Annotated in this window: 20 protein-coding genes and 1 riboswitch; of the genes, 15 read left to right on the forward strand and 5 right to left on the reverse strand. The window is 38.9% G+C overall.

Annotation, left to right across the window (positions count from 1 at the left end; genetic code table 11):
• Positions 1–186 precede the first annotated feature (186 nt).
• The 6 genes from treP (at position 187) to ACH0AK_RS01010 (ending at position 5,610) form a co-directional block, all read left to right on the forward strand.
• Positions 187–2,166 (forward strand): PTS system trehalose-specific EIIBC component, encoded by a 1,980-nt coding sequence (treP, locus tag ACH0AK_RS00985; RefSeq protein WP_226075893.1) that lies wholly within the window; start codon positions 187–189, stop codon positions 2,164–2,166.
• Between the two features lie 151 nt (positions 2,167–2,317).
• Complete coding sequence (gene ruvA / locus ACH0AK_RS00990; protein WP_010734391.1) at positions 2,318–2,920, forward strand: Holliday junction branch migration protein RuvA; 603 nt, start codon at positions 2,318–2,320, stop codon at positions 2,918–2,920.
• 12 nt (positions 2,921–2,932) lie between these two features.
• Complete coding sequence (gene ruvB / locus ACH0AK_RS00995) at positions 2,933–3,934, forward strand: Holliday junction branch migration DNA helicase RuvB (protein WP_023518933.1); 1,002 nt, start codon at positions 2,933–2,935, stop codon at positions 3,932–3,934.
• A gap of 36 nt (positions 3,935–3,970) precedes the next feature.
• A complete protein-coding gene (locus tag ACH0AK_RS01000; protein WP_010734389.1) occupies positions 3,971–4,585 on the forward strand; it encodes a TetR/AcrR family transcriptional regulator in 615 nt (204 codons plus the stop codon).
• A 48-nt stretch (positions 4,586–4,633) separates the two neighbouring features.
• Positions 4,634–5,104 carry a low molecular weight protein-tyrosine-phosphatase gene (locus ACH0AK_RS01005; RefSeq protein ID WP_010734388.1) on the forward strand — a complete coding sequence of 157 codons (471 nt, stop codon included), beginning with the start codon at positions 4,634–4,636 and terminating at the stop codon, positions 5,102–5,104.
• 131 nt (positions 5,105–5,235) lie between these two features.
• Entirely contained in the window at positions 5,236–5,610 is a 375-nt protein-coding gene (locus ACH0AK_RS01010; RefSeq protein WP_019724219.1) for a hypothetical protein, read from the forward strand.
• A 295-nt stretch (positions 5,611–5,905) separates the two neighbouring features.
• On the opposite strand, the gene brnQ is transcribed toward ACH0AK_RS01010, so the two are convergent.
• The 4 genes from brnQ to ACH0AK_RS01030 form a co-directional block, all read right to left on the reverse strand.
• Entirely contained in the window at positions 5,906–7,270 is a 1,365-nt protein-coding gene (brnQ, locus tag ACH0AK_RS01015) for a branched-chain amino acid transport system II carrier protein (RefSeq protein WP_194179627.1), read from the reverse strand.
• A gap of 382 nt (positions 7,271–7,652) precedes the next feature.
• Positions 7,653–8,393: an amino acid ABC transporter ATP-binding protein gene (locus ACH0AK_RS01020; RefSeq protein WP_194179628.1), complete on the reverse strand. Its 741-nt coding sequence runs from the start codon at positions 8,391–8,393 to the stop codon at positions 7,653–7,655.
• Between the two features lie 12 nt (positions 8,394–8,405).
• The gene (locus ACH0AK_RS01025; protein ID WP_010734384.1) at positions 8,406–10,001 is read right to left on the reverse strand and encodes an ABC transporter permease subunit; all 1,596 of its coding nucleotides are present in this window, start codon (positions 9,999–10,001) and stop codon (positions 8,406–8,408) included.
• A 212-nt stretch (positions 10,002–10,213) separates the two neighbouring features.
• A riboswitch (Lysine riboswitch) is annotated at positions 10,214–10,388 on the reverse strand.
• A 269-nt stretch (positions 10,389–10,657) separates the two neighbouring features.
• Positions 10,658–10,954, reverse strand: a complete 297-nt coding sequence (locus tag ACH0AK_RS01030; protein WP_010734383.1) for a hypothetical protein — start codon at positions 10,952–10,954, stop codon at positions 10,658–10,660.
• A gap of 176 nt (positions 10,955–11,130) precedes the next feature.
• On the opposite strand from ACH0AK_RS01030, the gene ACH0AK_RS01035 reads away from it, so the two are divergent.
• The 5 genes from ACH0AK_RS01035 to ACH0AK_RS01055 all read left to right on the forward strand — a co-directional run bounded on the left by ACH0AK_RS01035 (position 11,131) and on the right by ACH0AK_RS01055 (position 17,587).
• Positions 11,131–11,847 (forward strand): NAD-dependent protein deacylase, encoded by a 717-nt coding sequence (locus tag ACH0AK_RS01035; protein ID WP_023518937.1) that lies wholly within the window; start codon positions 11,131–11,133, stop codon positions 11,845–11,847.
• Positions 11,844–12,680, forward strand: coding sequence for a chorismate mutase (locus ACH0AK_RS01040; protein WP_023518938.1), 837 nt, complete (start codon positions 11,844–11,846; stop codon positions 12,678–12,680). The genes ACH0AK_RS01035 and ACH0AK_RS01040 overlap by 4 nt, the downstream gene beginning before the upstream one ends.
• A 4-nt stretch (positions 12,681–12,684) precedes the next feature.
• Positions 12,685–13,212 carry a transcription repressor NadR gene (locus ACH0AK_RS01045; protein WP_010734380.1) on the forward strand — a complete coding sequence of 176 codons (528 nt, stop codon included), beginning with the start codon at positions 12,685–12,687 and terminating at the stop codon, positions 13,210–13,212.
• 150 nt (positions 13,213–13,362) lie between these two features.
• Complete coding sequence (locus ACH0AK_RS01050) at positions 13,363–14,796, forward strand: hypothetical protein (RefSeq protein WP_194179629.1); 1,434 nt, start codon at positions 13,363–13,365, stop codon at positions 14,794–14,796.
• 325 nt (positions 14,797–15,121) lie between these two features.
• Complete coding sequence (locus tag ACH0AK_RS01055; protein ID WP_226075878.1) at positions 15,122–17,587, forward strand: hypothetical protein; 2,466 nt, start codon at positions 15,122–15,124, stop codon at positions 17,585–17,587.
• Between the two features lie 186 nt (positions 17,588–17,773).
• Here the strand turns inward: ACH0AK_RS01055 and def are convergent, their stop codons facing one another.
• Positions 17,774–18,337 carry a peptide deformylase gene (gene def, locus ACH0AK_RS01060; protein ID WP_153829968.1) on the reverse strand — a complete coding sequence of 188 codons (564 nt, stop codon included), beginning with the start codon at positions 18,335–18,337 and terminating at the stop codon, positions 17,774–17,776.
• Between the two features lie 246 nt (positions 18,338–18,583).
• Between def and rpsO the strand changes: the two genes are divergently transcribed.
• The 4 genes from rpsO (at position 18,584) to ACH0AK_RS01080 (ending at position 23,672) form a co-directional block, all read left to right on the forward strand.
• Positions 18,584–18,853 carry a 30S ribosomal protein S15 gene (gene rpsO, locus ACH0AK_RS01065; RefSeq protein ID WP_010734375.1) on the forward strand — a complete coding sequence of 90 codons (270 nt, stop codon included), beginning with the start codon at positions 18,584–18,586 and terminating at the stop codon, positions 18,851–18,853.
• A gap of 177 nt (positions 18,854–19,030) precedes the next feature.
• On the forward strand, positions 19,031–21,142 hold the full coding sequence (gene pnp / locus ACH0AK_RS01070) for a polyribonucleotide nucleotidyltransferase (RefSeq protein ID WP_019724328.1): 2,112 nt from the start codon (positions 19,031–19,033) through the stop codon (positions 21,140–21,142).
• A gap of 174 nt (positions 21,143–21,316) precedes the next feature.
• Positions 21,317–21,574: a GlsB/YeaQ/YmgE family stress response membrane protein gene (locus ACH0AK_RS01075; protein ID WP_010734373.1), complete on the forward strand. Its 258-nt coding sequence runs from the start codon at positions 21,317–21,319 to the stop codon at positions 21,572–21,574.
• 100 nt (positions 21,575–21,674) lie between these two features.
• Entirely contained in the window at positions 21,675–23,672 is a 1,998-nt protein-coding gene (locus ACH0AK_RS01080) for a KUP/HAK/KT family potassium transporter (protein WP_010734372.1), read from the forward strand.
• Positions 23,673–23,691 lie beyond the last annotated feature (19 nt).

Consider the following 23,691-nt stretch of genomic DNA (forward strand, 5'->3'; position numbering starts at 1 on the left):
ACTACAGCTATATGGAGATTTCAAACTGGACTTGGATAGAAGGAAGATGTTTCTACGACAAAGATAATAACGATTACAAGTTATTTATGTTTTTAGCATAAAACGCTTGCAATTTGTTGAGAAAAACATTATAGTGTGAGTACAAAGCAACTTGTATAAACAAGTCAAATGAAAGGGGTTTATGTTATGGGGAAATATCAAGCAGATGCCGAGAAGCTGTTAAAGGGAGTCGGCGGGAAAGAAAATATTGCTGCGGTCAGCCATTGTGCGACACGTATGCGCTTTGTTTTAAATGACCCTGCAAAAGCAAATGAAGCTGAGATCGAAGACATCGACAGTGTAAAAGGAATGTTTACCAATGCCGGTCAATTCCAAGTGATCATCGGAAATGATGTCTCAACATTTTATAACGACTTTGTTGCGGTATCAGGAGTTGAAGGCGTTTCAAAAGAACAAAGTAAAGCTGCTGCAAAACAGAATCTTAATCCGTTGCAACGAGCAATTGCAGTTCTAGCTGAAATCTTCACACCATTGATTCCAGCAATCATTGTTGGGGGGTTGATTTTAGGGTTCCGTAACGTGTTGGAAGGCATTCAGTTCGAGAGTTTAGGTGGAACGATTGCAGAAAGTTCAACATTCTGGAATGGTGTGAATTCATTCTTATGGCTACCTGGGGAAGCGATTTTCCATTTCCTACCTGTAGGGATCACTTGGAGTATTGCAAAGAAAATGGGAACGACACAGATTTTAGGAATTGTTTTAGGGATTACTTTGGTTTCACCGCAATTATTAAATGCCTATAGTGTCGCTTCAACTGCCGCTGCAGATATCCCATTTTGGGACTTTGGCTTTGCACAAGTACAAATGATTGGTTACCAAGCGCAAGTCATTCCAGCGATGCTTGCCGGGTTCTTACTTGCCTATTTAGAGATTTTCTTCCGTAAGTATATCCCACAATCGATCTCAATGATTTTTGTCCCACTGTTTTCACTATTACCAACTGTTATCGCGGCTAATGTAGTGTTAGGTCCAGTCGGTTGGGCAATTGGTAACTGGATCTCATCAATCGTGAATACTGGCTTGACTTCATCGATCAGCTGGTTATTCAGTGCGTTATTTGGTTTCTTATATGCACCACTAGTTATTACAGGATTACACCATATGACAAATGCCATCGATATGCAGTTGATTGCTGACTTTGGTTCAACCAATTTATGGCCAATGATCGCATTGTCAAATATTGCGCAAGGATCTGCTGTACTTGCAATCATCTTCTTGCATCGTGGCAATAAAAAAGAAGAACAAGTTTCTATCCCAGCGATGATTTCTTGTTATCTAGGGGTAACGGAACCCGCAATGTTTGGGATCAACTTGAAATATGTGTATCCATTTGTAGCTGCAATGATCGGTTCTGGTGTAGCAGGAATGTTTGCGAACTTGATGGATGTTCGAGCAAATGCGATCGGTGTCGGTGGTTTGCCAGGAATCTTAGCAATCCAAGCACAAACGTGGTTACCATTCACGATTGCAATGATCATCGCAATCATCGTACCATTTGGTTTAACTGTAGTATTTAGACGTAAAGGGATCTTGAACAAATTAGATCCAGTCAATCCAGAAGAAGTAAGTGTATTACAAACTGCAGAAGGCGTATCTATTCCTACACAAAACTTTGAAGCCGCAGGAACAACTGCTGTAGCCACTGCCAATGAAGAGTTATTCGCCGTTGCAGACGGAAAAATCAAAGCAATTACAGAAGTGAATGATCCAGTTTTCTCACAAAAAATGATGGGTGAGGGCTATGCGATCGTTCCGGACAATCAAATAATCTATTCGCCAGTAAATGGTAAAGTAACTAGTGTATTTGAAACAAAACATGCCATCGGTATTCTAAGTGAAACCGGTGTGGAAGTTCTTGTTCACATGGGACTTGATACTGTCGAATTAAAGGGTGCACCGTTCAATGTTCTTGTGAAAGAAGGCGATCAGGTCTCGCCAACGACACAACTAGCAGAGATGGATCTCAGTGCCGTTGAACAAGCAGGTAAACAAACAGATGTCTTAGTTGTTCTAACGAATACGGACAAAGTGGCTGATTTCTCATTAAGTAAATCAGGCCAAGTACAACATGAAGAAATGATTGGTCAAGCGTCTATCAATCGCTAATACACAGAGAAAATATGCTACGAGTTTGGGTCTTTATCAAAGACCTAAGCTCGTAGTTCTGTTTTTGGGAACACTTTTTTTAAATCGCAAAGTATGCTACAATGGATAGAAATATGGGAACGTATGTGTGCGAAAGAAAGAGGAAATTTCAATGTATGAATATCTAAGAGGCATGGTGACTTTTATCAGTCCGTATTATATCGTTGTAGAAACGCAAGGGGTGGGCTATCAAATTGCGTTAGGTAACCCTTATCGCTATAGTAGTAAGTTAGATAAAGAAGTAAAAATCTATGTCCATCAAGTCATCCGTGAAGATGCACATTTACTATACGGTTTTGATTCACTCGAAGAGAAACAATTGTTTTTACGATTAGTCAGTGTTTCAGGGATCGGACCGAAAAGTGCATTAGCGATCATGGCGAGTGACGATCATTCTGGCTTGATCCAAGCGGTGGAAACTGGCGATGTCACTTACTTGACGAAGTTCCCAGGTGTAGGTAAAAAAACAGCACAACAAATGATCTTGGATCTAAAAGGCAAGTTTGGCGAGTTGAGTATCGATATGCCATTTTCTTTATTTGATGAAGCAACGGTTCAAGATGCAAGTGCCTTATCAGAGGCAATGGAAGCTCTATCTGCTCTTGGTTACAGTGAGCGTGAAATCAAACGTGTAGAGAAACAACTTAAAGAAATCGACAATCAAACAACGGATGAGTATTTAAGGCAAGCATTGAAATTGATGATGAAAAAGTAAGGAGGACGCTTGATGACAGATGAACATCTTCTTTCACCAGAACCTGGTGAGAATGAATTAAGTTTAGAAAAATCTTTGCGCCCTCAATTGCTTGCGCAATATATCGGTCAACATAAAGTAAAACAAGAATTGAGTATCTACATCGAAGCGGCATGTAATCGTGAAGAACCGCTAGACCACGTCTTGTTATACGGTCCTCCGGGATTGGGGAAAACAACGATGGCTATGGTCATCGCAAACGAGATGCAAGTCAATATCCGTACGACAAGTGGACCAGCCATTGAGCGACCAGGAGATCTGGTGGCAATTTTGAATGAACTAGAAGCAGGGGATGTCTTGTTTATTGATGAGATCCATCGCTTACCTCGCGTGGCAGAAGAAATGCTTTATTCGGCGATGGAAGATTTCTATGTAGATATCATGGTAGGGCAAGGGCCGACCGCTCACCCCGTTCATTTTCCGTTACCACCTTTCACGTTGATCGGTGCAACGACTCGAGCAGGGATGCTGTCTGCACCTTTACGTGACCGTTTTGGAATCATTGCTCACATGGAATACTATGAAGAAGAAGATTTAAGAGAAATCGTTTTACGATCTGCCGATATTTTTCAAACGGAGATCATCACCGAAGGGGCTTTAGAAATCGCACGACGTTCCCGTGGGACCCCGCGGATCGCTAATCGCTTGTTAAAACGAGTGCGTGATTTTGCCCAAGTACAAGGAGATGGCAAGATCGATCAGTTGATTGCTGACCGCGCATTGACACTCTTACAGGTCGATCAAGCGGGATTGGATTATGTCGATCAGAAATTGCTACGTACGATGATCGAGCTGTATGGTGGGGGTCCAGTAGGTCTAAGCACTTTATCCGTTAATATTGGAGAAGAGCGAGAAACAGTCGAAGATATGTATGAACCTTTTTTGATCCAAAAAGGCTTTTTGAAACGGACTCCTCGTGGGCGGATCGCTACCGCCTATGCGTATGAACACTTTGGCTATGACTACCAAGTGTGATCACTCTTTTCTATTGAAAGAGCAAATAGTAGAATAATGATTGAAGAGATGGGAGGGATCATTGTGGGAGACGCTTCACATACGAAACAAATGATCAAAAAAGTCTTGGTGTCGCTTTGCGAAACACAGCCTTTTCGCAAAATCAGTGTGCAACAGATCGCACACGAAGCAGGCATCAACCGACAAACATTTTATTATCATTTCACCGATAAGTATGATTTATTGCGTTGGGTGTACTATGAAGATTCATTGCATTACCTAAAAACAGAATCGCTTTCTCTCGACAATTGGGAAGAGCAAGCATTGCTGATGTTAAAAGCCATTGCCGAAAATAAACAGTTCTATTCAAGTACCGTTAGTTCAGAACAGGAGATTCTGCAAAAGCAATTTTCTGCGTTGATCCAACCCTCATTTATTAAAATATTTGAGCAAATGGATGAAGAAAAACAACTAACTTCCAAAGATAAATTATTTTATGCTCGTTTTTTCTCTTATGGCTGTAGTGGAGTCTTAGTCAATTGGATCACACAAGGTTATACAGAAACACCCTTAGAAGTTGCAATGCAGTTCTTTCGTTTAGCCAAAGATACTGAATTGTATTCGTATCGGTTGTACGCATTGGAAGAAGAACAGGAAATAAAAGACGAATGACCTTTTTTCATTGATTCCAAAAATAGGAATACAAAAGGAGAGAATGCTATGACGAAAGTATTATTTGTTTGTTTAGGAAACATTTGTCGTTCACCTATGGCAGAAGGGTTATTAAAAAAGAAAGTAGCAGAACAGGATCTGTTGGATTCCTTCGTCATTGATTCGGCTGCAACAAGTACCTATGAGGTAGGTAGTGCCCCTCATCCAGGTACACAAGCGATCTTGGCAAAAGAACATGTTGATACGCAAGAAATGATTGCTCGCCAAATACGTCAAGAAGACTTCCAAAAATTTGATTGGATCATCGGTATGGATCAGTCAAATGTGGCTGACTTAAAGCAACTTGCGCCGATTGAAGCGCAAGAGAAAATCCAACTATTTTTGAGTCCAGTCATTGGCAAAAAAGCACAAAATGTACCTGATCCATATTACACGAATAACTTTGAAGAAACCTATCGATTGATCAATGAAGGCTTAGAAAAATGGCTTGAATTATGGATGGAAAACGACTTAAAATAACACATGTGTTGTTTTACGGTTTTAGGTAAAAGTTGGTATAAAATAAACTATATTCTTGTTTTTTTAAGAAAAATTGGATAAAATAGGAGTAATTAAGTAACATATTCTTAGCAAGGGGAGGGGTACATTCAATGGATGAAGAAACAGTATCACCAATGAAGAAACTGACAAAGTTAGTGACTAATACTTCGTTTCAACTTTTTGATTCATTTGTGAATGACACAGAAGAAAAAGCTGAGAATGTACGGTTACAAGGGGAGTTCATTCTCGAACTCCAGAAAGCTGCAGCTCAGAATAGTTTAGTGATTCTACAAGTGCGCGAGAATCCACTAAGCAATAAGTACGAAACCTTTTCCGGTTGGGTGGCAACGAAAACAGTTGAGCATGACCGAGTGATGATTCGCTTGCAAAACCAAGAGCAACAAATCCGAATCGTCCCAATTGAACAAATCGAAAAAATCACTAGTCTTTCACCTACGGGAGACCAAGAGCGATTATCTAAATAAGAATAAAAGCTATGAAAAAGTAGATTGCTTTTTCATAGCTTTTTTATATGTTTTTCTTACTAAAGAGAGAATCTAAAGATTCTCAAAGAACTTGATTTGTTGGATCGGTATGAATAAAAAAAAAGGACCTGCTAGCCGGGGAGCTAGCAGGAAAGGAGTTAAAAATGAAAAAGTGTTGTTAGGGTTGTTTGTTGGTATACTTATATATTAAAGGTGAGTTGTGAATATTTTGTGACGAAAGTTTACCAAAGTTGTTAATTTTTTTATACAAAAAGTTAAACATCTCTTTTTTTTGTTAGCTAACAATCAAGTCAGACTTTTTTTCATTTTTAAAGAAACTCCAGAGTAATCCGATGATAAAGCCAATCAATGCTGGTGTGATCCAGCCCATTCCCAATGAGAAGAATGGGAGATAGGAATCAGCGAATATTAAAATTCCTTTGACGAAACTTGTTTGCTTAATTGAATCAGGACAAGCATTCAGTCCATCCACGATGGAAGCGAGTAATGTGAAATATGTGGTCATTCGATAAACAGAAGTACGTTGTTTAAATAATGGGCCAAACAATACAAGTAAGATCAAGGTCATTGCCAATGGATAAATAAACATCAAGACCGGTAAAGAGATCTGAATAATATTCGTTAAGCCCACGTTTGCAACTAAACATGCTAATAAACTTGTTCCGGTTACAAAGAATAGATAGCTTCTTTTAGGAAACAATTCAGTGAATGTTTCTGCGAATGCAGTAATCAGTCCGATACCTGTTTTTAAACAAGCAAGAATCACGATAAAGGCTAATAGGATACTCCCGTAAGTTCCTAAATAGTGATCAGCAATTTGTGCCAAGGCGATACCACCATTCGCACTCATTGGGAATGTTCCTAGACTCATTGTTCCTGCATAAGAAAGTAGGGTATAGATGATCCCCATCAAAACGATGCTGATCGCGCCAGATTTGATCGTATCTCTTGCAATATCAGAAGGCTTTGTGACACCCATGCCACGAATCGTCGTGACGATAATGATCCCAAAAGCTAAGGCAGCTAACGCATCCAACGTGTTGTATCCTTGTGTAAAACCAGTGAAGAATGCTTGGTTTTGGTAGTGAGGTTGGACAGGCGCATCCGATACTGAGCCAAGTGGGTTGATAAAAGCAAGTAATAACAAGATACCTAGTAATACTAAAAATGCGGGATTCAAAAATTTACCAACATAATCCAAGATTTTAGTTGGACGTTTGGATAACCACCAAGCAGCTAAAAAGAATAAGAAACTAAAAATAGCTAAAAATAATGTTTGATTTTCTGCTGGAATAAAAGGTGCTAAGCCAATTTCAAAAGAAGTAGTTGCCAAACGTGGTAAGGCAAAAAATGGACCAATGACTAAATAAAGTAAGACAGTAAAAATAAGTGCATAAGTTTTATTGATTCGTTGTGCTAATTCGTAGACACCAGAGGTCTTTGAAACACCGATCGCAATGACACCTAAGAATGGTAAACCGATCCCTGTAACTAAAAAGCCAAGATTTGCCCAGAAGATATCCGCACCAGCTTCTTGCCCCATATGGACAGGAAATATAAGATTACCAGCTCCAAAAAATAGGCCAAATAGCATGGAACCGATGAATAGATTTTCTTTGAATGATAATTTTTTTGACATAGAAAACTCCTTTACTTTTTTGTATTTTGTTAAAAGTAACAAATTATGTGATGAATTGCAACAATTTTCTGAAAATTATCGAATTCTCTAGAATGATGCTACACATTGACGAAACGACTGCTAACCCTGTGAGAGGAATAAGTAGCGTGTTTTCACTGCCTCGAAAAAATGTTAGTCAAAAGATCACTCCAATATCTGAATCTTCTTAATTTGAAGAGGTTTCTCACAACCACATGTTACGTGAGGTTGCGCAAAAGTTCAACTGATAAAGCGATCGGAACAAAAACAATAAATAAAAAGAAGAACCGCAACTTTTTGAGTAGGATGACCTTGCTCAATCAAGTTGCGGTAGTTTGAATACTAAGGGTGATTTGATACTTTATTAGTTATTCAAAATGCGTGACAAGAACTCTTTCGTACGTGTTTCTTTTGGATGAACGAAGATATCTTCAGAACTTCCTTCTTCCGCGATCACACCTTTATCCATGAAGATCACTCGGTCAGATACCTCTTTCGCAAATTCCATTTCATGGGTTACGATGATCATTGTCAGTCCAGTATGGGCTAGATCTTTGATCGTATTCAATACTTCACCGACCATTTCAGGATCAAGGGCAGAAGTTGGCTCATCGAAGAGCATCACATCAGGGTTCATTGATAGAGCACGAGCGATAGCGACCCGTTGTTTTTGACCACCGGATAGTTGAGAAGGACGAGCTTCGATGTATTGTCTCATACCGACTTTTTCTAAGTTTTCGATTGCCACTTTACGGGCATGCTCTTTCTCTCTTTTTAAGACAGTGGTTTGTCCAGAAATACAATTTTCTAAAACATTCATATTATTGAAAAGATTGAAAGATTGGAAAACCATACCGACATTTGTCCGATACTTTGGTAAATTATATTTTGGTGCTAAGACGTTTTCGTTGTTGTAAATGATCTCGCCGCCTGATGGTTTTTCTAGTAAATTGATACAACGTAAGAATGTTGATTTACCTGAACCAGAGGAACCGATGATGGTCACGACTTCCCCTTTATTGACGGTCATGCTAATATCTTTCAGCACTTCATTGTCGCCGAATTTTTTACTTAAATGATTGATTTCGATGATATTCTCACTCATAGGACTGCCTCCTTATTCCTGTAGGTTCGCGTTGTTGACTTCTTCAATTTTTGTATACGCAGTAGGTCCGTCGATTTTCTTCTCAATCACACGTAGGATTCTTGTGATCGTGAAGGTCATGATCAAGTAGATGATCCCAACGATCGTGAATGTTTGGAAGAATTGGAAGTTGGCACCAGAGGCAGAGTTTCCTTGGAAGAATAGATCTGCTACACCAATGACACTTAATACGGCGGTGTCTTTGATATTGATGACAAACTCATTTCCAGTAGCCGGCAAAATATTTCTCAATACTTGCGGAATCACTACTTTACGCATCGTTTGACTGTGGGTCATGCCGATTGCTTGGGCTGCTTCAAATTGTCCGCCATCTACTGCAAAAATCCCACCACGTACAATCTCAGTCATATACGCACCGGTGTTGATCGAAACGATGAACAACGCAGCAATCGTGCGATCCAGAGAAATACCAAAGGCTAGAGCCAATCCATAGAAGATGACCATGGCTTGAACCATCATTGGTGTACCACGGAAGACTTCGATATAAACAGATAATAAGAAATTAGCTACTTTTTGGAAGAAGCGTGTCACTTTATTATCAGATTCTGGAATTGAGCGAAAGACGCCAATCAATAAACCCAATGTTGTTCCTACAACTGTACCGATCAATGCGATAAATAGTGTCAAACCAGCTCCGCGTAAGAACATGTTGCCATATTGATCCCAAATCGTCTTGAAATCATGGAGCAAGCCAGTTTCTTCTGCATCTCCATCCGTTGACGCAGGTTGGTCTTCAATGGCTTGGTCCATGATAGCAATACGATCATCATGAGAAATGCCGCTTAATATTTGGTTGACTTGTTGAAGATCAGGATCACCTTTACGCATCCCTACAGCAATCTGGACATCTTCGGGATTTGTTTGAAAGCCATTTGCTTCATCTAGTTCGAGCATTTTCAAGGCTGGGTTGACGCTTGTGGCGGTTACCCCTTCTGGACGTTCACTAACATAACCGTCAATCATGCCAGAAGCTAGTGCTGTTCGCATGGCTGAAAAGTTATCCATTGCTTGTTGCTTGTCCACTCCTGGGATCTGATCGATCACGTTATAGTGGAATGTATTCAATTGTGCAGTGATTTTTGCGCCAGAAAGATCTTCTAAGCTAGTCGCATTCGCAAACTTACCATCTTTTTGTACGACAATCACAAGTTCTGATTCATAATATGGATCAGTAAAGTCGATTTCTTTTTGGCGTTCTGCCGTCGGACTCATGCCGGCAATGATTGCATCGATCTTTCCAGATTGAAGGGCAGGCGGTAAACCGTCCCATTTCGTTTGGACAATGACTAGTTCTTTTCCTAAACCTTCAGCTACCTTTTTGGCAATTTGTACATCATATCCGCCAGCAAAGCTGTTTTGTCCTTGAATTGGATAGGCATTGTTTGCATCTGTTTGTTGAGACCAGTTAAAGGGCGCATAACCAGCTTCCATTCCGACACGAAATTGATCGCTCGGTGTTTTATCATCTGCATGAGCCAAAGTGGTCAAGCTAAAGATCGATAGAATAAACGTAAAAATTAGAGTGAGTGTAACTGAATTTTTTTTCATCTGTCTTCTCCTTTTTGTTTGTTCACGTACGTGGTCCTTCAGGCATATACTGATAAGACCAACGTTCGCTCAGCTTCTTTGGCTGATAACCAAAGCGCCTTGACACGAGTGGTCGAATACATGCATTGCAGTTGCTTATCAAGGAGAAATAAAAAACGACCGCTTTGTAGGTACAAAAGGGCCGCTAAATTTCACAGAGTGATAAACCTCTCACAAAACATAGCGCAACTTAGCATCACTGCTAAGACAGTCCGTAAGCTGTTAACTTACGTCCCAACATACCTTTTAAGCAAAAAAAAGTACATTTCGGCGATCCTCCCTAGCCCTGCTTCCACATGTTTGCTTCACTCCACAGGTTTAATGATTCTCGCGACCTCTACCTCATTGATTGAGGCATCTCGTATTCAGTTATTTATACAAAAAATAGTCTACGATAGAGTAGCCACTTTGTCAATGAGAAACTACATTTTTGCAGAAAAAAGTTGATAAATAAAGAAATATCCTGTTTATTTAATTTCTTTCATGAAAAAAGGAAAAGAGAATGTTTTCAAAAAAAGAATAATTATACATTTTATGCAACACTTAAATGATAGTAAAATAACGAAAAACAGACTGCAAAATCACGCAGTCTGTTTCCTTTTTTATCTAAAAGTATTTTAAGCTGTAGCTTTCTTAGGTTCACGACCAAGAATGGCTTGTAAAATAACTGTTACCCCATAAATAGCTAAAACGAGATAGATCAAACTAGAGTATTGTGTGATCCCCCAGCCCCATGTGCGATAAACAACTAATGTAATTGCTAGAACAATTGCTGCCAATACATTGAAAAAGGCAAACGCCCATAGATTTCCATTTTCTTTACGTACTAGATAGAAGATAGAGAAATAAATACTTAATGCTAACCAAGCGATACATGCTAAAATAACGCCCCAATAAATTAAGAATGCAACCATATTGATTCACCTCATTTCATACTCAAAATATACAGATCATTGGTATTGTAGCACGTTTTCATTGTTTTGTCAGTGATGTTTGTGAGTATTTTCTCAAAAAAAATCTCTGAATTTTCATTCGATTGAGGGTATGTTTCATTTTATTTCGATTATAATAGAAGAGAGGTGAGTGATAAATGTTGGAACAAACAATTGAAGAAGCAGCGACAGCGATAATTGAAAGTCAAAAACTGACCTTTCTAACAGGGGCAGGTGTGTCCACACCTTCTGGAATACCCGATTATCGTTCACTAACAGGTGTTTACCAAGGGATGGATCGTCCAGAATATTTGTTGAGTCATCAAGCGATGGATGAAGAACCACAAAAATTTTATTCGTTTCTCAAACATCTTTATCATCCCGAAGCACGCCCGAATATCATCCATCGAGAAATCGTAGAGTTGGCTAAAGAAAAAGAGGTATGGGTCGTTTCGCAAAATATCGATGGGTTACACGAAAAAGCTGGAAGTAAAAAACTAGTTAATTTTCATGGGAATCTGTATCATTGTTATTGTCGAAACTGCCATCAACCTGTTGACTGGCAAGATTATCTGACCAGTGACAAGCATCAACTGTGTGGTGGCCAGATCCGCCCAGATATTGTGTTATATGGAGAAGGGTTCCAGGATGAAGTATTAGAGCAAGCAGCTTTTGCTGTCAGTCAGGCCGACTTGATTGTGATTGTAGGGACAAGTTTCCAAGTCCATCCTTTTTGTGATTTGATCCAGTTTCGCTCACCACAAGCGAAGCTATTAGTCATCAATCAGACCCCTGTCTATCTATCAGAGGCGTACCGATTTGTCCAAACAGATGGAACGAAGGTGTTCAAAAAAGTACAGGAGAGTGTAAAATGACAGCTAAAACAGAAAAAGAAAAAATGATTGCCGGTGAACTTTATTTTGCGGGTGATCCAGAATTATCAGCCGATAGAAAATTTGCTCGAAGTCAAAGCCAGATCATCAACCAAGCGGAAACAAGTGAACTTCGCAGTCAATTACTTAAAGAGACATTTGGTGCTACCGGTGAGAAGATTTATATGGAACCAACGATCAATTTTGATTACGGCTATAATATTTACGTAGGTGAGAATTTTTATGCGAACTTTAATTGTACATTCTTAGATGCCAGTACGATCAAAATTGGTGATAACTGCATGTTTGCCCCTAATGTTCAGCTTTATACTGCCACACATCCACTACATCCAGTGAAGCGAAATAGTGGGTTAGAATTTGCTAAACCAATCGAAATCGGCAATAATGTGTGGCTAGGTGGTGGAGTGATCATCACTCCTGGAGTGACTTTAGGAGACAATGTCGTGGTCGGGGCGGGAGCAGTCGTGACCAAATCGTTCCCAGATAATGTAGTGATCGCAGGGAATCCGGCACGGATCATCAAACGCATCGATGAACCAATGCCTGAAGAGTCATTGGAAGAGTTGAGACAATCGATTGATCAAATCGATCACCAATTAGTAGAACTACTTGAAAAAAGAATGGCTACCGTCACGAAGATCGGTGATGTCAAACGAGCCACTAACCAAGCGGTTTACGATGGAAAAAGAGAACAACAAGTGTTGGATAAAGTTGCCAGTTGGTTGAAAACACCAGAATACAGTGAGACGATCTTAGCTACTTATGCAGATATCATGAAGCACTCACGAAACTATCAAAAGAAACGAATGGAGTAGATAAATGATTGAAGGAGAAACTCGCCGAAAAGAAATTATTGAAACGCTAGTTGATGCAGAGAAACCTGTCAGTGCCAGTAAGTTTGCTACTCGTTTTGGTGTCAGCCGCCAAATCATTGTAGGAGACATTGCGTTGCTACGAGCGGCAGGAGAAGCGATCGTGGCGACGGCCAGAGGATATCTTTTGGAAGATGAACAAGACAAAAATGGGTTCATCAGTAAAATTGCGGTACAACATCAGAGAGAACAAACAGAGGAAGAACTACAGTTGATCGTTGCTCATGGTGGCGAGATACTAGACGTCATCGTTGAGCATCCCTTGTACGGCGAACTGACAGGAATGCTTCATATCAAGACAGCAGAAGATATTCGTTCATTTATGAAACGTTATCGGAAAAGTCAGGCTTCGTTATTGTCTGAATTAACGGATGGGATCCATCTGCATACGATCCGTTACTCACATAAGGAAGTATTGCAACAAATCAAACAAGGCTTGGCAGAAGCAGGTATCTTGTTCGAAGGGAATCAATAATTTACTTTATGAGATTGAGATAGGAGTGTTTTTACTTCTATCTCAATCTCATTTTTCTTTATTTATAAAATAATTGATTGATGCTATGGCAAAACTTTAACTATAATGAACAGAAATGCTACAAATACTTTTATTGAAAGAGGGAGAAAAATGCTTCGAGGAACAAATCAAAAAACAATTCTTTGCTTTGGAGCAGCTGAAAGCACTTTGGAACAACAGTTGAATGATAGAGAACTCAGGAAAAAAACAAATCCATATGACCCATTGGTTTATATGGAAGAGTTAGTCGACTATCTCATTCAACAACCTTTTGAGAATTTCTCTCTTCAACCCAAAGAGTTGATTGACCAAATAAAAGCAGGCAGCAAATACCCACTCTGGGAAGATATTCAAGCCATCATGATGGAGGACCCAAGGTTTCAATTGCACAGGATCTACTCGGAGCCGTTTCTTGAAGAGTATCAACAATACAAGGAAACAGGACAATTTGCCAATCATTCAATGAGAGATACTTTGATTTACAGTATACGAATGCAACTGTTAAAAAAAACAGAATTATTGATGCTTGAAGTTGCGAAAAAGCGAAGTGATCTTGCGATCTGGATACCTTTGGATTCTTATGGAGAGGATTTTGTTTCGACGATCAGAGGGGAGCAAAACGAGTATGCCGATTTTACTTTGCGTAGTTTATATCATGAAAAAGACAACCTAAAAGCTTCAATTGTCTTTTGGGAGAATGGACAAGTCGTTGCAGCTCCTTGGGAAAGAAATGCTAGATTATGGAGAAATTGTGTGGAAAATGATTTGAGAAAATCAGCGGCTATTTTCCCGTCAGAGAGACATCTTCTAATCTACGGATTATGGGTAGCACGTATCCACTTTAACTATGAAGATCAAGTTTTGTTAAAGCATTTCCAATATAAGGACATAAATGATTTTAATATCGATAAGTATAATGATATTTTAATGAACAGTACTTTTGAATATATAAAACATTATCCTACAGAAAAAAGTAGAGAAGAATTTTTTAGTCATTGGATTGATTACCTCCCCGAAAAGGAACGCTATTTACCATTGTGGGAAACATATTATCATGTCACACAAACGATTGAAAAATTTCAATTGAAAAACATCTTTAAAGAGGTCATTTCAGAAGACTATACCCAATTTGATCGTCCAGAGATCAAACAACACTTCATAAAAAAAGGCTGTAAAATCGGGCTAGAACTTACTTTGTTGTCTCAACATGTAACAGTAGTCTTTCTATTAGACGAACTTTGTGATTTAAGAGTAGTAAAAAAAGTCCCCGGCATTACTGGAAGTGAACTACGCTATCTATATCGAAACTGGGAGCGGTTCAAGCAGCGAGTCGTTTTTATTGAAAAGAAAAAATTTGTTTCTCCACCTTGGGAGTCTGATCCTGAGTTTTGGGCGACCTATCAGCCTAAGTCAAAGAGCCTGGCACAACCAGAAGTGTCTATGCTTACTGAGAAAAAAGAATTTAAACAATTGAAAACATATGCAAAGACGAACAGTCAATCACAAAGCAAGCAAACGTTACGTGTCAAGGAGCGTTTGCGCTGACTGAGAAAAAAATACGTATTTGAAAACGAAAGAGTAAAAAATAATAATTATATGGAGGTCAACGATGTTAAATCAAACAACAACTGACTCAACGAATGAATTTAGAAAAAAGTTGGATTTGTTAGCTTTGTCTTTATCACTACAAGAAAATATCAATCATTTTGGTTTAAATAAAGATTATCAATTACTATTCTCAACGTATATCCAAATGATTCATGAGGATCAAGACGAATTTTTTATTAAACAAAGTCAAAAAGAAAACATCAGTGAATCGCTAAAACGGACCAAAGATTTTTATGATTTTGAGAAAAAAGAACAAGTTCAAATGATTTTTGAAAAATTGAGAAATAATGATCCAACAGATTTCATGTTGATTCCTTCTTCTTTTTATCCAGGAGAGTATGGAGAAGTTTCACCTCATGCATGTGGATTAACAGTCTATAAAAAGAATGACTCTTTTGTAGTGATGAAGGTGGATAAAGAGAAAGAATTCGATGATCACACTGTTTCTTATTTTGAGATTCCTCCAACAAATATTTTGAAATTAAGTCAACTATTTCTTGAGGAGCGATTTCATGAAGTTCGCAAACCATATTATGTATTGAAAAGGTTAACAGCTCTTTCCACCCAAAACGAATCGATCGGTATACCAACCATCGTCATGAAAGGACAAAAGACTGGAAATTGTTCAGTTAACGAGGTTGATGCTGCGCTAAAAACAATTTTATTTCATTGTAGGAAAGATATCTTTTCTTTAGATACGAATGAGCAAGTGACACCTAAATGGCATTCAGAACATGCGGAATCGATTTTAGAAATGCGTAAGCGATTTCTGATTGCTTTGAAAGGCAAGAATCCAGAGCTAAATCGGCAGCTTGATTATATATATTTTCATTATTTATATAAAAAAGGGCAGCTCAAAAGTGAATTTTTAGAAAACATTGATACTAAAAAGCGTCGATGGCATCTACAAATCCATTTTCTTTTTAAGGAAGATCCTTATATTTCAGCAATATTCGATCATCCTGGAGAACTTCCAACTATAGATGAGAACCTGATCCAAGAAAAATCCAACAATATCATTAAGTCACTGGGCATTTATCCGACGAGTAAGCTTGCAGAGATTTCGTCTGATGATTTAACAGAATATCTTGATCAACAAAAGTACATAACCAATATAATTAATGGTCGTTTACCATTTATCCAGGTTCCGATAGCTAAGGAAATGACCCAACGAATGATAGCTAGCTTAGAAAAGAAAGAACAGGAAGTACAAGAGGAATTACACCAACGCCAAGTACCAAAAGAAACAAAGATGGAGCAGAAACTGAGCGAACCTGCCTTGATTCATGTCCCACAGAAAACGATCTCTCCAATAGAAAAAAATGTCGAGAAGTTAAAACACGTATTGGTTTTTGGTGACGAACAGGATAGAAAAGGCTTAATGGAAAAATTGGATCATTTAGATCCTAGACAAAAAAAGATACCCCATGATGCGAAAGTTTACATAGAAATGATTTTTCACGCCTTAAGAAAACGTTCATTTAATTCCAAGAATTTAGAAAGAGCAATACAGAACAATCCTCTACTTAAAGAAATCACTCAAGTAATAAGAGATAGCATAGATTTGAACACAAACGCTGTTTATCCAATGCAATCACTGGGAGAGAGGCAAGAGTATACACAAACAATAGAATATACTAATCAAGTCTTTGAAGAGATTGCAGATGCGGGGAGCCAAAACCCCTTGATCCACCGTTCTGAATTGATCCTGATTGAAGCTGTTAAAAAAAGAGAAGATGTTGAGCTATGGATACCATTAGATTCGCTTCGCCATCAAATGGATCAAACAATTGACGGTTTTAGAAATGAGGTGTTCGATCATGCGCTGCGAGTCTTGTATCTTCAAAGAAATAAACTACAAGGTAGATTGGTTTTTTGGGAAAATGAGCAAAGAGTAGTGGCACCATGGGAGCGTGATCCGGAATTATGGGCAAATCGTGTGCCAAAATCAGTTATCAAAAATGAACACTTTCCTATAGAGGATCTACATATAGGGGTGACCAAAAAAGCAACTATCGATGTACTTCTACCGTTAAACGAAGAGACCAAGAAATGTGAACGGACATTCACTTCGCTAGATCAGATCGAACCACAAAAAGCTAAAGTAGTAGTCACTGATGACCTTAAAGATTTCAAGAGGGTCGTTACCCAATTAACCACGGTAGTAAAAAAAGGTCAAGTTGTAGTTGCCAAAATGCGTTCAAATGAACAAAAAAATGAATTAGATAGTTTCAAAAGCAGCTTATTTGGAAAAGAAACTTCACAAAACAAGGAAAGTGTAATAGAAGAATCCTTAGATGAGTTGAAGCTGTACAAAAATGTAAGTACACTATTTGGAAGAATAGCACCTAATATCAGAGGCGAAGTGAGGCTAGATCCACTACACAAACCAATAAAACGATTGATTGATCAAGCTACCGATCAATCAATTCAAAGAAAAAGTCAATCGTATCAAATAAAAGTGGTGGGGATGAATGATCGAAGCACGAACACTAGAGAGGAAGTTAAAAGTAAAACCCATTGCTTTAGTAGTATTGTGACTCGGTTCAATAATCTATTTGAAAAAGGGAGAAGCACTCCAGCAGAAAATGAGACTACCAAACAAATCAATTCAGAAAAAGTTAGGATGGCTACATTGTTAACTGATTTTCGGCAAACTAGATTTGGAAAGAATCTCGGGATGCACCAGAAAACAACATACCAACATAAAAAAATGTCGGAACGTTGATTCGCTAAGCTTTTTAACTTTAAAAGAAGATGTAAGAGTATTCGATACAAGGAACAAGTGTCTCCGGTTCTCCATTTCTATAAAAATGATGGAACAAGGCTAAGATGATTTTCTACGGTAGAAAAAATGAACAGAGAAAAGCAGATGCAACTGCCACTCTCTGTTCATTTTTGTGATTATTCATGATTACTCGATCACCAAGACGCCTTCTTTTAAGGCAAAAGGATTTTGGTCGTTGATATGGTCATAGAACATTACGCCATTGATATGGTCAATTTCATGTTGCACCACGATGGATTCATAATTTTTTAAACGGATTTTTTGTTTCTCACCGTTTTTGTCATAATACGAAAGCGTGATTTTTGCATGGCGCACAACATACCCAGGAACTTCACGATCGACTGATAAACAGCCTTCACCTTCGCCTAAGCAAGCATTCTGGACGGAATGGCTCAAGATTTTTGGGTTATACATGACCGTACTCAACGTTGGTTCTGTGCTTTCTGGATCTGGATTTGGTACGTGGACCGCAATGATCCGTTTTGAAATATCAAGCTGGGGCGCAGCTAGGCCGACACCACCACGTAAATTTAATTCTTCTGCTTTGATTGGATCTTGGCTATTTTTAAGAAATTCCAACATTTCTTCTCCTAATAAAAGATCTTCCTCACTGAGTGGAAGAGCGACTTCTTGCGCTACTTCACGTAATGTTGGATTGCCTTCTCGAATAATATCATCCATTGTGATCATGGAATATGTACCCCTTTCTTATCAAACACTCTCTTTTCGGTTAATAGTTTACCATAAATTTGAAAAAGTAGTAGCCTGATTGTTTAATCAACTAGATTTTCTTAAGGATTCTACACTTGATTTATTAGAAAGATTCAGGTAAAGTATAGCTGTATGTTTAAAGCATATGTATGTCCTGTTACTTGGTTAAACGAATCACCAACGTTTTACTCAGTCACAGGGGAATAATTAAACGAGGTGAAAGAAATGGCAATTTCAAAAGAACGTAAAAACGAAATCATCAAAGATTACGCACGTCATGAAGGAGATACTGGTTCTCCAGAAGTACAAATCGCTGTATTAACTGAAGAAATCAACCACTTGAACGAACATGCACGTGTTCACAAAAAAGATCATCATTCATACCGTGGTTTGATGAAAAAAGTTGGTCATCGTCGTAACTTGTTAGCTTACTTACGTAAAACTGACGTTCAACGTTACCGTGAATTGATCCAACGTCTAGGCTTACGCCGTTAATTTTTAACAGAAAGTGGGGTTCGCGTGAATCTCACTTTTTTACTTTAAACTATCAAACATTTCTGTGAATCAGCTTGATGGACTCCTACTAACCAAATGAAAGGTGCAAAAGGTCGCTTTCGCGGTTTTCATTTGTTTAGTAGCGTCTAGCGTTCACGAGAAAGAAAAGGAGTATTTATGTCAGAAAAACAAGTTTTTAAAACGACATGGGGCGGACGTCCCTTAGAGATCGAAGTTGGCCAATTAGCCAAACAAGCCAATGGAGCAGTATTAGTTCGTTATGGGGATACGGTCGTATTAAGTGCGGCAGTTGCTTCAAAAGAAGCGAAAGATACAGATTTCTTCCCATTGACGATCAATTATGAAGAAAAAATGTATGCAGCTGGTAAGATCCCAGGAGGATTTATCAAACGTGAAGGTCGTCCAAGTACGGAAGCAACCTTGACTGCTCGTTTGATCGACCGTCCGATCCGTCCAATGTTTGCGGAAGGTTTCCGTAATGAAGTCCAAGTCACAAATATCGTGATGAGTGTAGAAACAGATTGTTCTCCAGCAATGGCAGCAATGTTAGGTTCTTCACTAGCTTTATCGATTTCAGATATCCCATTCGATGGACCGATCGCAGGTGTTGAAGTTGGCCGTGTCAATGGCGAATATGTCTTGAACCCAACAGTTGAACAAGCAGAGACTACCGATATCGAATTAAGCGTAGCTGGTACAAAACAAGCAATCAACATGGTTGAAAGTGGCGCAAAAGAAGTTTCAGAAGAAGATATGTTGGGCGCATTATTATTTGGATTTGACGCAATCAAAGAATTAGTCGCATTCCAAGAAGAAATCGTTCAAGCTGTCGGCAAAGAAAAAATGGAAGTTTCTTTATTACAAGTCGATGCTGACTTGAAAAAAGAAATTTTTGATGCATCGTATGGCACGATGAAAGAAGCGGTCATGACAGAAGAAAAATTAGCTCGAGAAGATAATATCGACCAAGTGAAAATCGATATTCGCGAAGCTTATGCAGAGAAATTTGCGGGTCATGAAGAGGAAGCACAATTACTAAAAGAAGTGAAACAAATTACGGAAGATCTTGAAAAAGACGTCGTTCGTGAGTTGATAACGATTGACAAAATCCGTCCTGATGGTCGTAAATTAGATGAGATCCGTCCTTTAGCATCAGAAGTTGGCTTGTTGCCACGTGTTCATGGTTCTGGATTATTTACTCGTGGACAAACACAAGCACTATCATCATGTACATTGGCACCTTTAGGGGAACACCAAATCATTGATGGCTTAGGTGTAGAAGTCAGCAAACGATTCATCCATCACTATAACTTCCCACAATTTTCTGTGGGTTCAACTGGTCGTGCCGGATCACCAGGTCGTCGAGAAATCGGTCATGGTGCATTAGGTGAACGTGCATTGGCACAAGTGATTCCTTCAGAAGAAGAGTTTCCTTACACGATCCGTCTAGTGGCAGAAGTACTTGAATCGAATGGTTCATCTTCTCAAGCAAGTATCTGTGCAGGTACTTTAGCATTGATGGACGCAGGTGTGCCAATCAAAGCACCTGTTGCTGGTATTGCTATGGGATTAGTATCTGATGGTGAAAACTACACGATTTTAACAGACATCCAAGGTCTAGAAGACCATTTAGGCGACATGGACTTCAAAGTTGCCGGAACAAAAGATGGAATCACAGCACTACAAATGGATATCAAGATCCAAGGTATCACGGAACAAATCTTAAAAGAAGCATTGGCACAAGCAAAACAAGCACGTATGGAAATCTTAGAAGAATTGACTTCAACGATTGCTACACCACGTGAAGAGCTTAGCCAATATGCACCGAAAATCGAAATGATCCAAATCGATCCTGCGAAAATCAAAGATGTCATCGGTAAAGGTGGCGATACGATCAATGGAATCATTGATGAAACAGGCGTGAAGATCGATATCGATCAAGACGGTAAAGTAAGTATTGCTTCTTCTGATAAAGAAATGATCCAAAAAGCAATCAAGATCATCGAAGATTTGACAAAAGAAGTCAAAGTTGGCGAAGTCTACCTTGGTAAAGTTGTTCGTATCGAAAAATTCGGTGCATTTGTCAACTTGATCAAAGGGAAAGACGGCTTAGTCCATATTTCTCAATTAGCGAATGAACGTGTAAACAATGTAGAAGACGTTGTGAAACTAGGCGATGAAGTGTTGGTGAAAGTGACAGAGATCGACAAACAAGGTCGCGTGAATCTTTCAAGAAAAGCAATGTTGAACGAAGAGGACAAGAAGTAATTCCATCGTTTTAAGATAAAAGTTTTTTAATAAGCGTACTACTACGAAAATAATTTTATATTTTCAAAAGTAGTACGCTTATTTTTTAAAATCGATAAAGAAAAGACATAAAGGGTCAATTTAAATTTTCTTAAAAAACACTTAGTTATTTAAAGTGCAAAAGGAGGAATGGAAATGATCCATTTTTTATTCTCATTGATAGTAGGTGGCATATTAGGATTCGTTGCTGGAGCTGTTCTCAATGAAGATGTACCAGGAGGCGTCACTGGAAATATTATCATTGGTTTCTTTGGAAGTTGGTTAGGTGAATTTGTGTTAGGCGATCTAGGTCCGTCGATCAGTGGCTTTTATCTTATCCCATCCTTGATCGGGGCACTCGTTTGTTTAGCTCTCTACTCATTTACTGCTGATTATTTAAGAAGGCATCGTTGACTTAGTTATTTTTATCGAATTTATTGACACCAAGGTTGAATCCTTGGATAATTAGGTGAAATTTAGGTCAATCATAGGATTGGAGAAATGAGGGGGAACAGTGACAACAAAGCATAACACAAAAAAAATCTCGATGGCAGGGTTACTCGTAGCCATGGGAGTTGTTTATGGAGATATCGGTACGAGTCCGCTTTATGTAATGAAAGCAATCGTAGAAGACAATGGCGGCTTGCGAGGGATCAACCCAGATTTTGTTATCGGAGCAGTCTCCTTGATTTTTTGGACTTTGACATTATTAACGACGATCAAATATGTCGTGATTGCATTAAATGCAGATAACCATGGGGAAGGTGGTATCTTTTCTTTATATACTTTGGTTAGAAAAGGCGGTAAATATCTGATCATACCTGCAATGATCGGTGGCGCAGCATTGTTAGCAGATGGCGTACTGACACCTGCTGTAACGGTTACGACCGCTATTGAAGGATTACGTGGGATTCCACAATTCTTTGACCGTTTCGGCAATGACCAGAACATCATCGTCATTATTACTTTAGTTATTATTTTTGTTTTATTCATGGTCCAACGATTTGGTACAGAAGTCGTCGGGAAAGCATTTGGCCCGATTATGTTTTTATGGTTCACCTTTTTAGGCGCTATGGGCTTGTTTAATTTCAGTCAAGACTGGACAGTAATCCGTGCCTTAAATCCTTATTATGCGATCCAGTTGCTATTTAGTCCTGATAATAAGCTAGGTTTATTCATTCTAGGAAATATCTTTTTGGCAACTACTGGGGCAGAGGCGCTTTATTCTGACTTAGGACATGTCGGAAAACGAAACATCCGTTTAAGCTGGCCATACGTTAAAGTATGTTTGGTATTGAATTATTTTGGGCAGGCAGCATGGCTGTTGAATGTCTATCAAAATCCAGAAACACAAGCGATCGAAAACTTGAATCCATTTTTCCAAATGATGCCGGCTAGTTTTACTGTCATTGGGGTCATATTTGCAACGATTGCGGCTGTTATCGCTTCGCAAGCGCTAATTACTGGATCCTTTACTCTAGTTTCAGAAGCAATCAAATTGAAATTATTGCCTCGATTGAAAATCATGTATCCTGGAAGCAGTATCGGACAGATGTATATTCCGGCAGTGAATTTGATTCTATGGATTGCTTGTTCACTTGTTGTTGTTACCTTTAGAACCTCACATCATATGGAAGCTGCGTACGGGCTGTCCATTACCGTAACGATGTTGATGACGACTGCCTTACTTTATTTCTATTTGCTCCAAACTGGCTATCCGAAGTGGTTGGCTCATACAATTACCTTTTTCTTTGGGGCAATCGAAGTCGTCTTCTTTATTTCAAGTATCGTGAAGTTCTTCCATGGCGGTTTTGTCGCTGTGCTGATTGCTTTAGTCATTCTAGCAGTCATGTTTGTTTGGGAACAAGGAAATATCATTCGTGAATCGGTCGCAGAAGAAGTGGCATTAAAAGAATATATTCCACAACTTCAAGCATTGAAAGAGGACAAATCCTTACCAATGTATCAAACAAATGTGGTTTTCTTAGTGCCAGATATGGCAGATGGGAAGGTCGGTCGTCAGTTCGTGTATTCTATTTTAGATAAACGACCAAAGCGGGCGAAGGCCTATTGGTTTGTCCATGTAGAAGTAACCGATGAACCTTATACGAAAGAATATCAAGTGGATATGATGGGGACCGATTTCGTTGTTCAAGTGAACCTGTTCTTAGGATTCCGCGTGCAACAAGAAATCAATGTCTACGTTCGACAAATCATCCACGATTTAATGAAACAAGGACGTCTACCAAAACAACCACAGACGTATTCATTGACTCCAGGAAGAGAAGTCGGCGATTTCCAATTCATCTTGATCGACGAAGTAGTTTCCAATGTAACAACTCTTGGGAAATGGGAACGACAAATCATGCAAGCCAAACTTGCCATCAAGAAAATCGCTACGACGCCAGAAACATGGTTTGGTTTAGAATACAGTGAAGTCAAACATGAAACAGTACCTTTGCTGATTGGTGGAACAAGAAAAACGTGGTTGAAAGAACGAAAAAATAAGTAGATAAAAAATTAGTTTATGC

Source organism: Enterococcus pernyi (genome assembly GCF_045371165.1).
GTDB lineage: Bacteria > Bacillota > Bacilli > Lactobacillales > Enterococcaceae > Enterococcus_B > Enterococcus_B pernyi.